The sequence below is a fragment of the Nitratireductor pacificus pht-3B genome (genome assembly GCF_000300335.1).
In the GTDB taxonomy this organism is placed as follows: Bacteria; Pseudomonadota; Alphaproteobacteria; order Rhizobiales; family Rhizobiaceae; genus Nitratireductor; species Nitratireductor pacificus.
Window position 1 is genome coordinate 92,337 of record NZ_AMRM01000009.1, and the last position, 12,265, is coordinate 104,601.

10 protein-coding genes are annotated in these 12,265 nt (G+C 64.9%); 7 read left to right on the forward strand and 3 right to left on the reverse strand.

Annotation, left to right across the window (positions count from 1 at the left end):
* The first annotated feature begins 242 nt into the window (after nucleotides 1-242).
* The 3 genes from glmM to NA2_RS09895 all read left to right on the forward strand — a co-directional run bounded on the left by glmM (nucleotide 243) and on the right by NA2_RS09895 (nucleotide 3,787).
* Complete coding sequence (gene glmM, locus NA2_RS09885; protein ID WP_008596548.1) at nucleotides 243-1,595, forward strand: phosphoglucosamine mutase; 1,353 nt, start codon at nucleotides 243-245, stop codon at nucleotides 1,593-1,595.
* A gap of 297 nt (nucleotides 1,596-1,892) precedes the next feature.
* Nucleotides 1,893-2,738 (forward strand): outer membrane protein, encoded by an 846-nt coding sequence (locus tag NA2_RS09890; protein WP_008596550.1) that lies wholly within the window; start codon nucleotides 1,893-1,895, stop codon nucleotides 2,736-2,738.
* A gap of 206 nt (nucleotides 2,739-2,944) precedes the next feature.
* Nucleotides 2,945-3,787 carry an outer membrane protein gene (locus tag NA2_RS09895; protein WP_008596551.1) on the forward strand — a complete coding sequence of 281 codons (843 nt, stop codon included), beginning with the start codon at nucleotides 2,945-2,947 and terminating at the stop codon, nucleotides 3,785-3,787.
* Nucleotides 3,788-4,158: 371 nt separating this feature from the next.
* On the opposite strand, the gene polA is transcribed toward NA2_RS09895, so the two are convergent.
* Nucleotides 4,159-7,092 carry a DNA polymerase I gene (polA, locus tag NA2_RS09900; RefSeq protein WP_008596553.1) on the reverse strand — a complete coding sequence of 978 codons (2,934 nt, stop codon included), beginning with the start codon at nucleotides 7,090-7,092 and terminating at the stop codon, nucleotides 4,159-4,161.
* Nucleotides 7,093-7,521: 429 nt separating this feature from the next.
* Nucleotides 7,522-7,953 carry a Fur family transcriptional regulator gene (locus NA2_RS09905; RefSeq protein WP_008596555.1) on the reverse strand — a complete coding sequence of 144 codons (432 nt, stop codon included), beginning with the start codon at nucleotides 7,951-7,953 and terminating at the stop codon, nucleotides 7,522-7,524.
* A 197-nt stretch (nucleotides 7,954-8,150) separates the two neighbouring features.
* Between NA2_RS09905 and NA2_RS09910 the strand changes: the two genes are divergently transcribed.
* Genes NA2_RS09910 through NA2_RS09925 form a run of 4 tightly spaced genes read left to right on the forward strand, consistent with a single transcriptional unit; the run spans nucleotide 8,151 to nucleotide 11,684 of the window.
* A complete protein-coding gene (locus tag NA2_RS09910) occupies nucleotides 8,151-9,044 on the forward strand; it encodes a metal ABC transporter substrate-binding protein (protein WP_040677412.1) in 894 nt (297 codons plus the stop codon).
* The gene (locus NA2_RS09915) at nucleotides 9,041-9,946 is read left to right on the forward strand and encodes a manganese/iron ABC transporter ATP-binding protein (RefSeq protein WP_008596560.1); all 906 of its coding nucleotides are present in this window, start codon (nucleotides 9,041-9,043) and stop codon (nucleotides 9,944-9,946) included. The genes NA2_RS09910 and NA2_RS09915 overlap by 4 nt, the downstream gene beginning before the upstream one ends.
* A complete protein-coding gene (locus NA2_RS09920) occupies nucleotides 9,943-10,818 on the forward strand; it encodes a metal ABC transporter permease (RefSeq protein WP_008596561.1) in 876 nt (291 codons plus the stop codon). Before NA2_RS09915 ends, NA2_RS09920 begins: the two co-directional genes overlap by 4 nt.
* Complete coding sequence (locus NA2_RS09925; RefSeq protein ID WP_008596562.1) at nucleotides 10,815-11,684, forward strand: metal ABC transporter permease; 870 nt, start codon at nucleotides 10,815-10,817, stop codon at nucleotides 11,682-11,684. The genes NA2_RS09920 and NA2_RS09925 overlap by 4 nt, the downstream gene beginning before the upstream one ends.
* Before the next feature lie 144 nt (nucleotides 11,685-11,828).
* Here the strand turns inward: NA2_RS09925 and NA2_RS09930 are convergent, their stop codons facing one another.
* Nucleotides 11,829-12,236 (reverse strand): RidA family protein, encoded by a 408-nt coding sequence (locus NA2_RS09930; RefSeq protein ID WP_008596564.1) that lies wholly within the window; start codon nucleotides 12,234-12,236, stop codon nucleotides 11,829-11,831.
* Nucleotides 12,237-12,265: the final 29 nt, after the last annotated feature.

Sequence of the window (12,265 nt, forward strand, 5' to 3'; positions counted from 1 at the left end):
GGTTTTTGCTTGATTGCCTATAAGCTTCCGCTCGCGAAAGCGTGGTGAAATGTTTATTCTGGGCAATCATTAGGGTTTTGTTAAGCATCATGGGCAAGCTGACGTTTATATTGGAAGCGTTACATTGCCTCACAGAATTTGATGCGGTCGGAAGCCGCTCCTGTGGCAAGTAGGGATTGAGGGACGCCGCTTTGACACGTGATTCCGGCAAGGTGCGCCTGAGGGGCAGGACTAAGGACAAGATGGCGAAGAAGTATTTTGGTACGGACGGTATCCGCGGCCGCGCGAACCGTTTTCCGATGACGGCGGAAATCGCGATGAAAGTCGGCATGGCCGCCGGCCTTTCCTTCCAGAACGGCAGCCACCGCCATCGCGTGGTGCTCGGCAAGGACACGCGGCTTTCCGGCTACATGATCGAGAACGCGCTGGTTTCCGGCTTCTGCGCCGCGGGCATGGACGTGTTCCTGCTCGGACCGATCCCGACGCCTGCCGTCGCCATGCTGGTGCGCTCGCTGCGCGCCGACATCGGCGTGATGATCTCCGCCTCGCACAATCCCTATCACGACAATGGCATCAAGCTGTTCGGCCCGGACGGCTACAAGCTGTCCGACAAGATCGAGGGCCGCATCGAGGCGATGCTCGACAAGGAAGTGGAGCTGGCGCTGGCCGACAATGGCGGTCTTGGCCGGGCCAAGCGCGTCGACGGCGTGCACGACCGCTATATCGAGTTCGCCAAGCGGACCCTGCCGCGCTCCATGTCGCTGGCCGGCCTGCGCATCGTCGTCGATTGTGCCAATGGTGCGGCCTACAAGGTGGCGCCGGCGGTTCTGTGGGAGCTGGGCGCCGAGGTGGTGCCGATCCATGTGGAGCCGAACGGCGTCAACATCAACGAGGAATGCGGCTCGACCCATCCGATGAGCCTGGCCAAGAAGGTGCACGAGGTGCGCGCCGATATCGGCATCGCGCTCGACGGCGATGCCGACCGGGTGGTGATCGTCGACGAGAACGGCACGGTCATCGACGGCGACCAGATCATGGGGCTGATCGCCCGCTCCTGGCACGAGATGGGCCGGCTGGCCGGCGGCGGCGTGGTAGCGACCGTGATGTCCAATCTCGGGCTCGAGCGCTTCCTGGGCGATCTCAAGCTCGACCTGCACCGGGTCAAGGTCGGCGACCGCTACGTGGTCGAGCGGATGCGCGCCAGCGGGCTGAACGTGGGCGGCGAGCAGTCGGGCCATGTGGTGCTTTCGGATTTCTCGACCACCGGCGACGGGCTGGTGGCGGCGCTGCAGGTGCTGGCCTGCATCAAGCGCCAGGGCAAGCCGGCCAGCGAGGTCTGCAAGGTTTTCGAACCGGTGCCCCAGCTCCTGAAGAATGTGCGCATCAGCGGCGGCAAGCCGCTCGAAAGCGCGCCGGTGAAGGCGGTCATCGCCGACGCCGAGGCGCGGCTGGGCGACAAGGGCCGCCTCGTCATCCGTCCCTCGGGCACGGAGCCGCTGATCCGGGTGATGGCCGAGGCCGACGATCCGTCGCTGGTCGAAAGCGTGGTCGACGAGATCGTGCACGCGATCGCCGATTCCAAGAACGCCGCCTGACTCCTGCGGTAGTGCCTGGCAGGCAGGTCTCCGGGCCTGCCGCAGCGCCTGTGCGTCCTTGCGCATGCGCGAAGGACGCGCGATCTCCCTGCATTTTCGCACCCGATCGGGAGCCGGTCGATCCTGTCTGCCTGCAGCGCTCCGGCGTCATGCACGCCGATTCTCGCATAACGTGCATCCGCGTTGTGGTTAAGGCTTAAGGTTAAGCGCACCTTAACCTTTTCATTCGAATATCCCGTCAACTTGCAATCAGCCAACGTGCCCAGGGGGGCGCGGCGACGTCAAGGATGGGAAGCCATGTCAAAGTTTTCAAAGGTGCTCGGGGCGGCCTTGCTGTTCATCGTCCCGACTGTCGGCTTTGCTGCCGATCTGTATGAACCGCCGATCATCGAAGCGCCGCCGCCGCAGATCATCGAGCCTGCCCCATCCTTCGGCGGCTGGTATATTCGCGGTGACATCGACTATCACTGGTCGAAGCTGCGCGGCACTGAATACATCACCTATGGCGCGGGCGGCGGCACCGACAGGTTCGACACGACGAAGCTGAAGGGTGCCATGTCGCTCGGCGCCGGCGTCGGCTACCAGATCAGCAGGCACCTGCGTACGGACCTGACCGCCGACTACTGGTTCAAGTCCGATTTCGACGGCACCACCTCGGGCACCTGTGGCGGCGGCGGGGCCTGCGTTTCCACCGACAAAAGCGCCTACAGCGCCCTGCTTCTGATGGCCAACGCCTATGTTGATCTCGGAACCTATTACCGCGTCACGCCCTATGTGGGCGCGGGCATCGGCGGCGCCTATGTGAAGTGGGACGACCTGACCAACTCGATCTCGGGCGGCGGCACGGTCGTGCACAAGGGGTCCAGCAACTGGCGCTTCGCCTACTCGCTGATGGCCGGCGCTTCCTACTGCCTGACGCAGAACCTGAACCTGGATGTCGGCTACCGCTACACGCGTCTCGCCGGCGGCCGGATGTTCGAATATGCCTCGGGCGTTGCGCCGGGCTTCGACAAGGGCATCAACGTCCATGAGGCCCGTGCCGGCCTGCGCTACCAGTTCGGCCCGGGCAATGCCAATTGCGCACCCGCGCCGCAGGTCGTCAGCTACGAGCCGCCTCCGTTCGAGCCGCCGGTCTACAAGTAACCCTGTCCCATCGGACCCTGGAACCGCCCGGCCATCGCGCCGGGCGGTTCTGCTTTTGCGTGCTGGTTGCAGACGTCGGGGGACATGCTCAACAAATCCGCTAACCCGGCGTTAGCCTTAACTGTCGCTTAACTGGGATGGTTAACAATGCTCCCGAACAGCGGCGGGGGCACTCCTGATCCGTCGCATCTCGCGGAGTTCGGATTATGTGCTTAATTTCCCGTCTGCTCGTTTCGTCAGCGGTGCTGACGCTGGTCCCGCTCGGCGCGGCCGGCGCGGCCGACTACGATCCGCCGATCATCATCGAGGAAGCGCCCGACGTGGTGCCCGTCGAGATCGGCTCCGGCTGGTACCTGCGCGGCGACATCGGCTATTCGCTGAAGACCGAGGCGAGGGACCGGTTCACCTACCGTACCTTCGATGGCGTGAACTACGGCGCGAACAGCTTCGATACCGGCTCCCTGTCTAAGGATTTCAGCTTCGGCCTCGGCTTCGGCTACTCCTTCACCGACTGGCTGCGCGCGGATGTGACGCTCGACCGGTTCAGCGCCGGCTTCAGCGGTTCGACCTCGAGCGGCAGCCCCTGTACGGCGGGCAGCCCGGTGGGAACCACCTGCCGTTCTGAGGACAGCTCCGAATTCGTGGCGTATTCGGCGCTGCTCAACGGCTATGTGGATCTCGGCACCTATGTCGGCTTCACGCCCTATGTGGGCGCCGGCGTCGGCTACACCTATGTCAACTGGGACGATCTCAGCAACAGCGCCTATTGCGTCGGCGGCGCCTGCCCGAGCCCGGCGCTGGCCGGCACCTCGACCCATGCGGGCGAATCGGACTGGCGCTTCACCTATGCGCTGATGGCCGGCGTGTCCTACGACTTCTCCAACAACATGAAGGTCGATCTCGGCTACCGCTACCGCAACATCGCCAGCGGCGACATGTTCGCCTTCGACGCGCCGACCGCAGCCGCGGGCGCCACGGGCGTGCAGGGCAGCGACGGTGGCTTCTCAAGCCACGAGATTCGGGTCGGCCTGCGCTACGAACTCTGGTAGGCGATCGCCGTCAGGGCTTCTCGAGTCATGAAACCCCGCCTTCGCCGGCGGGGTTTTTCTTTGACCGCCGGTCTGCCGGTTGTGGTTCGGATTTCCGGCAACAGCGCCGTGCGTGGTTCGACAAGCTCACCATGAGGGATGGCGTGGGGCTGCAAGACCCGTTTGTCACGTCTCGAAATCAGGCTCCCTGCCAACCCCCGACAGTCCTCATGGTGAGCTTGTCGAACCACGCACCGGCTCAAAGCAATGGGCTGCGAGTGTCCGTCTCATGCCACACTGCCAGACGCACGTGTTCTGGACCGGGACGAAAGAAAGCGCGGCGATCAGGGCAAAAGCAATCGCGCAAGCTTGAGAGCCGAAGCATCATCCCGTCAGTGGGCTTCATCCCAGTTGTCGGCGGCGCGGGCGTCGACCTGCAGCGGCACGGACAGGTTCCGCGCGGGCAGGGCGGCGTTTTCCATCACGTGGCAGATGACGGGAATCGCTTTCTCGACCTTTTCTTCCGGCGCCTCGAAGATCAGTTCGTCATGCACCTGCAGGAGCATGCGGACATCGTCCAGCCCGGCATTCAGAAGCGCTTCGTCCATGCGCGCCATGGCGCGGCGGATGATGTCGGCGGCCGATCCCTGGATGGGCGCGTTGATCGCCGCGCGCTCGTTGAAGGCGCGCAGCTGGGGATTAGAAGAACGGATCTCCGGATAATGGGCGCGCCGACCGAAGATGGTCTCCACATAGCCGTTGGCGCGCGCCTGCGCCTTGGTGTCGTCCATGTAATCCTTGATGCCCGGGAAACGCTCGAAATAGCGCTTGATGTAGGCGCTGGCCTCCTCGCGTGGGATGGCGAGCTGATTGGCGAGGCCGAAGGCGGAGATGCCGTAGATGATGCCGAAATTGATCGCCTTGGCGCGCCGGCGCACCTCGGCGGGCATGCCCTCGACGGGCACGTCGAACATCTCCGACGCCGTCATGGCGTGGATGTCGAGGCCGTCGGCGAAGGCTTTCTTCAGTTCGGGGATGTCGGCCACATGGGCGAGCACACGCAGCTCGATCTGGCTGTAGTCGGCCGAGATGAGCTTGGCGCCGGCAGGCGCGATGAAGGCGGTGCGGATCTTGCGGCCTTCCGCCGTCCGCACCGGAATGTTCTGCAGGTTCGGTTCCGAGGAAGACAGCCGCCCCGTCGTGGTGGACGCCATCGCGTAGGAGGTGTGAACCCGTTTCGTTTCGGGGTTGATGTAGCCGGGAAGGGCGTCCGTATAGGTGGACTTGAGCTTGGTGACCTGACGCCAGTCGACGATCTTGCGCGGCAGCTCGTGACCGGCGGCGGCGAGGTCTTCCAGCACCTGGGCCGAGGTGGACCACTGCCCGGTCTTCGTCTTGCTGCCGCCCGGCAGGCCCATCCTGCCGAACAGGATCTCGCCCAGCTGTTTCGGTGAACCGATGGTGAAGCGCTCGCCGGCGAGCTGGTAGATCTCATCCTCGATGCCGGCGGCCGTCTGGGCGAAATCGCCCGAAAGGCGCGACAGGATCTGCCGGTCGACCTCGATGCCGCGATGTTCCATCCGGCAGATCACCGGGATCAGTGGACGCTCGAGGCGCTCATAGACGCTGGTCAGGCCGTGCGCGGCCAGGCGGGGCTTCAGGACCTGCCAGAGGCGCAGGGTGACGTCGGCGTCCTCGGCGGCATAGGCCGTGGCGCGCTCCAGATCGACCATGTCGAAGGTCACCTGGTTGCGCCCCGAACCCGTCAGCTCCTTGTAGGGGATCGGCGCGTGGCCGAGCCAGCGCTCCGACAGCGCATCCATGCCGTGGCTCACCGTCCCGTGGCTGCCGGTTCCAGCGTCGAGCACATAGGAGATGAGCATCGTGTCGTCGCAGCTGACGATCTCGACGCCGAGGCGGTACATCAGCAGCCAGTCATATTTCAGGTTCTGGCCGATCTTCAGCACGGAAGGATCGGCCATGACCTGCCGGATGGCATCGAGCGCGTCCTTTTCGGCAATCTGGCCTTCGATCACGCCGCCGCCCAGCAGATCGCCGGAGCCGCTCTTGTGACTGAGCGGCACATAGGCGGCCCGGCCGGGCCGCGTCGCCAGCGAAAAGCCGCACAGTTCCGCCTGCATCGGGTCGAGCGAGGTGGTCTCGGTATCGAAGGCGAGAAGCCCCGTCTCATAGGCATCGTCGATCCAGGCGCGCAGCGTCTCCAGATCGCGGATGCAGACATAGGCGGTCCGGTCGAAGGTCTGGGCCGGCGCGGCCTCGGCGATCCTATCCGCCAGCTTCTGCGGGGTCGCGCCGGCATCGTCCGCCGGCGTCGCCGCGTCGGGCGCTGCGGCGGTCGAAGCACCCATGTCGGGGCCGTGCGCGGCCTCCCCGGTTTCGACCTCCACCGCGGCGGCCTCGATCTCGGCCACCTCGGCGCCCGTGGCCTCGGCGACGCGGCGGGTCAGGGTCGAGAACTCCATCGCCTTCAGGAAGCCGATCAGCTTCGGCCCGTCCGGCGGGGCCAGCTCGAAGGTGTCGATCTGGAACTCGACCGGCGCGTCGGTGCGCAGGCGCACCAGCTCGCGGGAGATACGCGCCTTGTCGGCGAACTCGATGAGGTTCTCGCGGCGCTTGTTCTGCTTGATCTCGCTCGCGCGCGCGAGCAGCGTGTCGAGGTCGCCATATTCCTCAAGCAGCTGGGCGGCGGTCTTGGGGCCGATGCCGGGCACGCCGGGAACGTTGTCGACGGAATCGCCGGTCAGCGCCTGCAGGTCGATCATCTTTTCCGGCGGAACGCCCCATTTCTCGACCACTTCCGGCACGCGGATCTCGCGGTCCTTCATCGGGTCGTACATGGAGACGGAGCCATCGACGAGCTGCATCAGGTCCTTGTCGGAGGAGACGATGGTGGTCTCGCCGCCGGCCTCCGTGGCGAGCCGCGCATAGGTGGCGATCAGATCGTCGGCCTCGAAGCCGGGAAGCTCGATGCAGGGCAGGTCGAAGGCGCGCGTGGCCTCGCGGATCAGGCCGAACTGGGGGATGAGGTCTTCGGGCGGTTCGGAGCGGTTGGCCTTGTATTCCGGGTAGAGATCGTTGCGGAAGGTCTTCGAGGAATGGTCGAAGATCACCGCGAAATGGGTGGGCGTGACGCCGACATCCGTGTCGCGGGCGCTTTGCAGCAGCTTCCAGAGCATGTTGCAGAAACCGGCGACGGCGCCGACCGGCAGGCCGTCGGATTTGCGGGTCAGCGGGGGCAGCGCGTGATAGGCGCGAAAGATGTAGCCCGAGCCGTCGACGAGGAAGAGGTGATCGCCTTTTTTCATGGCTGTACGGGTAGCGCGCCGGCCCCCGCCTGTCCATCGCAAAGGGCGCAAACGGCGGCTCGCCGCGCGATGTGCTGACAGAAACGGACGCCGTGCAGGTCGCCCGAATCAGGGCAGCCGGCTATCGATCACGTCTTTGTTACGAACTTGTAATGGTCGTGCCCTTGAATAGCCACGTTCGCGCACGAAATATCACACAGCGGCAATTTTTCGCCGTGGTCCGGCCAAGGCTCGTCCCCCGCCTTTTCCGGGCAATAGCGGCAGCCTCATCCCCCCTCTCCGGGCTGCCGCGGTGTTTCAAGCATGGCCGCCGTGGTATCCCCTCCACCACGGCGGCACTTGCGTTTCTGGGGGATGGCCGACAGGCCAGAGAGTGTTCCAAAAGCAACGACGCCAACCCCGCGCCGCTCATCAGGACCGTTCGCAGGTTCAGCCCTTCTTGCGCTTGCGCCCGTACAGCTCCAGCCGGTGGTGGACGATGTCGTAGCCCAGCGAGCGGGCGATTTCCTCCTGCAGCGCCTCGATTCTGTTCGAGTGGAATTCGATCACGTCGCCCGTGTCGAGGTCGATCAGGTGGTCATGATGCTCGCCGCCGGCCTGCTCGAAACGCGCGCGGCCACCCTCGAAGGCATGGCGATGAATGGCGCCCATGCCCTCGAGCAGCTTCATCGTGCGGTAGACGGTCGAGAGCGAAATGCTCGAATCGATCGCCGACGCGCGCTGGAAAATCTCCATCGCATCGGGGTGATCCTCCGTTTCGGTCAGGATCTGCAGGATGATCTTGCGCGGGCGCGTGATCCTGATGCCCGCGCGGCGCATCTCGCGCTCGTAATCCGGCTTGTGGTTCTGATGCTGATTCATGGCCCGACTATGCGCCAGATGACAATCAGTTGCAAAGAGCCAGCCGCTGCACGCCGTGCAGCATGCCCAGGAAACCGACCTTCCGGGTGTCGCGTTGCTTTTTAATGCAAATGATTTGCAAGAGCGTTGACGAGCGCCCTGCTTTCGGTCTAGCTTCCGTAGCGTGATTTCATTGCGCTTCGCCCAAGGGGATTCTTATGCGTTTAGCCAGAGGTCTGGCCGTGTTGCTCGTCGCGGCCTTTTCCATATCGCCCGCCTTCGCGCAGGATGAGCGTTTCAAGGCCGTCACCACATTCACCGTCATCGCCGACATGGCCCGCAACGTCGCGGGCGATGCCGCCGTGGTCGAATCGATCACCAAGCCGAATGCGGAGATCCATAACTACCAGCCCACGCCGGGCGATATCCTGCGGGCGCAGGACGCCGACCTGATCCTGTGGAACGGATTGAACCTCGAACTCTGGTTCGAGCGCTTCTTCCGCAATCTGAAGGATGTGCCGAGCGTCGTGGTCTCGGAAGGCGTCGAGCCGATGGGCATCGCCGAGGGGCCCTATACGGGCAAGCCCAATCCGCATGCCTGGATGTCGCCCAGCGACGCGCTGACCTATGTCGACAACATCCGCGATGCCTTCTCCGAGCACGATCCGGAGAATGCAGAGACTTATGCGAAGAACGCCGAGGCCTACAAGGCGGAGATCAGGGCCGTCGTGGATCCGATCCGCGAGCGCCTCTCGGCCATTACAGAGGATCACCGGGTTCTCGTCACCAGCGAGGGCGCCTTCAGCTATCTCGCCCGCGATTTCGGCCTGAAGGAACTCTACATCTGGCCGATCAACGCCGACCAGCAGGGCACGCCGCAGCAGGTGCGCCACGTGATCGACCAGATCAGGGAAACCAGGGCGCCCGCCGTCTTCAGCGAAAGCACCGTCTCTCCCGATCCGGCGCAACAGGTGGCGCGCGAGACCGGCGCGAAATATGGCGGCGTCCTCTACGTGGACTCGCTCAGCGACGCCGGCGGCGCGGTGCCCACCTATCTGGATCTCCTTCGGGTCACCAGCGAAACGATCGCCGAAGGACTGGCCGGCAAATGAACGCCCCCGTGATCGACAAGAACAGGAAGCCGGCAGCCCAGTCTGCCGGCATCGACGTTCGGGACGTGACCGTCACCTACCGGAACGGCCACACGGCGCTGCGCGACGCCAGCTTCTCCATTCCCACCGGAACCATCGCGGCGCTTGTCGGCGTCAATGGCAGCGGCAAGTCCACGCTGTTCAAGGCGATCATGGGCTTCGTGCCGCTCGCCAGAGGCGCGGTTTCCATCCTCGGCCAGCCCGCCGGCCGCGCCCTGAAGCGCAATGTCGTGGCCTATGTGCCGCAGGCCGAGGAGGTGGACTGGAACTTTCCCGTTCTCGTCGAGGACGTGGTGATGATGGGCCGCTACGGCCATATGAACTTCATGCGCTGGCCGCGCCGTCAGGATCACGAGATGGTCGAGGCGGCGCTCGAGCGCGTCGGCATGGCCGATTTCCGCAAGCGCCAGATCGGCGAACTCTCCGGCGGCCAGAAGAAGCGCGTCTTCCTGGCGCGCGCGCTGGCGCAGGAAGGCCGGGTGATCCTGCTCGACGAGCCGTTCACCGGGGTCGATGTGCGCACGGAAGAGTCCATCATCGCGCTCCTGAAGGCGTTGCGCGCGGAGGGGCATGTGATGCTGGTCTCAACGCATAATCTCGGCAGCGTGCCGCGTTTCTGCGACCGGACCGTCCTGATCAACCGCACGGTCCTTGCCGCCGGGCTGACGCAGGAGGTTTTCACCCGCGCCAATCTGGAAAAGGCCTTCGGCGGCGTCCTGCGCCAGTTCACGCTGGGCGGTGCGGACCTGCACGAGGACGCAGCGGAGGATTCGCGCCGGCTGACGGTGCTGACCGACGACGAGCGGCCCTTCGTGATCTATGGCGACGAGGACGGACGCTCCGCGGGGGATGGCCGGAAATGAGCGCCTATCTGCTCGAACCCTTCTCCTACGGCTACATGGTCAACGCCATGTGGGTCAGCGCCCTGGTGGGCGGGGTCTGCGCCTTCCTCTCCGCCTATCTGATGCTCAAGGGCTGGTCGCTGATCGGCGACGCGCTGTCGCACTCGATCGTTCCGGGCGTCGCCGGGGCCTACATGTTGGGCCTGCCGTTCTCCATCGGCGCGTTCTTCGCCGGCGGGCTTGCGGCGGGCACGATGTTCTTCCTCAACCAGCGCACCAAGCTGCGCGAGGACGCCATCATCGGCCTGATCTTCACCTCCTTCTTCGGCCTCGGGCTGTTCATGGTCTCGCTGTCGCCGGCGGCGGTGAACATCCAGACCATCGTGCTCGGCAACGTGCTCGCCATCACGCCTTCGGACACGCTGCAGCTCGTCATCATCTCCGGTGTCACGCTGGCCGTGCTGGCGGTCAAGTGGAAGGATTTGATGGTCGCCTTCTTCGACGAGAACCACGCGCGCTCCATCGGCCTCAATCCGGGCCGGCTGCGGTTCATCTTCTTCACGCTGCTCAGCGCCTGCACCGTCGCAGCCATGCAGACGGTGGGGGCCTTCCTCGTCATCGCCATGGTGGTGACGCCCGGGGCGACGGCCTATCTCCTGACCGACCGCTTTCCGCGGCTTGTGGCGATCGCCGTCGCCATCGGCGCGCTTTCGAGCTTTGTCGGCGCCTATGCGAGCTATTTCCTCGATGGCGCCACGGGCGGGATTATCGTCGTGCTGCAGACGCTGGCCTTCCTGACCGCCTTCGTCCTCGCGCCGAAGCACGGGCTTCTCGCCGCGCGCCGGCGCGCGCGCGAAGCGCTGGAAGGCGATATGCAGGGGATGGGCGCATGAACGGCTTTGTCGACACGTTGATGCTGCCCTTCGCCTTTCCCTTCATGCAGCAGGCCTTCATCATCTCGGTGCTGATCGCCGCGCCCATGGCGCTGCTGTCCTGCTTCCTGGTGCTCAAGGGCTGGTCGCTGATGGGCGATGCCGTCAGTCATGCGGTGCTGCCGGGGGTGGTCATCGCCTACATCATCGGCATCCCCTTCGCCATCGGCGCCTTCGTGGCCGGCATGACCTGCGTCGTGGGCATCGGCTATCTGAAGGAAAACAGCCGGGTGAAGGAGGACACGATCATGGGCGTGGTCTTCTCCGGCATGTTCGGGCTGGGCCTGCTGCTCTACACCAAGATCCGGACCGAGGTGCATCTCGACCACATCCTGTTCGGCGACATGCTGGGCGTGACCTGGGGCGATATCGCGCAGACGGGCGTCATCGCGCTGTTCGTGTGCGTGGCGATCCTGGTGTTCCGCCGCGATCTGCTCCTGAACGCCTTCGACGGGCAGCACGCGAAGGCCATCGGCCTGCCGGTGCGGGTGCTGCATTACGGGCTGCTGTCGATCCTGTCGCTGACCATCGTGGCGGCGCTGACGGCGGTGGGCATCATCCTGGCGATCGCGCTTCTGATCGGGCCAGGGGCGGTGGCGTTCCTGCTGGTCCGGCGGTTCGACCGGATGCTGCTCGTCAGTCTGGCGGTGGCGCTGTTCTCGTCGTTTTTCGGCGTCTATCTGAGCTTCTTCCTCGACAGCGCGCCGGCGCCGACCATTGTGCTCCTGATGACGGGACTGTTCGTGGCGGCCTTCATCCACACGCTGCGCCGCAGCGCGCGGGAGGATGCGGCGCGGGTAGACGCTGTCGGGCCCCTCTCTCAGTAGGCGTCAGGGCAATCGCATAGGGTGGTGCAGTACCCCCACCCCTTACCCCTCCCCTCAAGGGGGAGGGGGATCATCGAGCGAACTGCGTTTCTTCCCTCCCCCTTGAGGGGAGGGATCGAGGGTGGGGGTCGCAGGCAGGTGGCTTCAGTCCGGCAGGACCGCCGTCGCCTCGATCTCCACCTTGGCCCGGTCCTCGATCAGCGCGGTGACCTGCATCACGCTCATGGGCGGGAAGTTGCGGCCCATCACGGCGCGGTAGGCCTCGCCAAGCTCGCGCAGGCGGCTTGTATAGGCCTGCTTGTCGGTGATGAACCAGGTGAGCCGCACCACATGCTCCGGCCCGGCGCCGGCTTCCTTCAGCAGCGTGACGACGTTCTCCAGCGCCTGCCGCACCTGGGCGATGAAGTCGTCGGTCTCGAATTCCTGGCTGCCGTTCCAGCCGATCTGGCCGCCCAGGAAGACGGTGCGCCCCCGTGCAACGACACCATTGGAATATCCCCTGGCGGGAACCCAGTCGTCGGGCTGGAGAATCTGGTGAAGCGGGACAGTCATGCTATTTCCTTCATGCTTGGGAACGGGGG

Bases quoted from the DNA above. Each gene is read 5' to 3' on its own strand.
- glmM (WP_008596548.1), top strand. From the start codon at position 243: ATGGCGAAGAAGTATTTTGGTACGGACGGTATCCGCGGCCGCGCGAAC.
- NA2_RS09890 (WP_008596550.1), top strand. From the start codon at position 1,893: ATGTCAAAGTTTTCAAAGGTGCTCGGGGCGGCCTTGCTGTTCATCGTC.
- NA2_RS09895 (WP_008596551.1), top strand. From the start codon at position 2,945: ATGTGCTTAATTTCCCGTCTGCTCGTTTCGTCAGCGGTGCTGACGCTG.
- polA (WP_008596553.1), bottom strand. From the start codon at position 7,092: ATGAAAAAAGGCGATCACCTCTTCCTCGTCGACGGCTCGGGCTACATC.
- NA2_RS09905 (WP_008596555.1), bottom strand. From the start codon at position 7,953: ATGAATCAGCATCAGAACCACAAGCCGGATTACGAGCGCGAGATGCGC.
- NA2_RS09910 (WP_040677412.1), top strand. From the start codon at position 8,151: ATGCGTTTAGCCAGAGGTCTGGCCGTGTTGCTCGTCGCGGCCTTTTCC.
- NA2_RS09915 (WP_008596560.1), top strand. From the start codon at position 9,041: ATGAACGCCCCCGTGATCGACAAGAACAGGAAGCCGGCAGCCCAGTCT.
- NA2_RS09920 (WP_008596561.1), top strand. From the start codon at position 9,943: ATGAGCGCCTATCTGCTCGAACCCTTCTCCTACGGCTACATGGTCAAC.
- NA2_RS09925 (WP_008596562.1), top strand. From the start codon at position 10,815: ATGAACGGCTTTGTCGACACGTTGATGCTGCCCTTCGCCTTTCCCTTC.
- NA2_RS09930 (WP_008596564.1), bottom strand. From the start codon at position 12,236: ATGACTGTCCCGCTTCACCAGATTCTCCAGCCCGACGACTGGGTTCCC.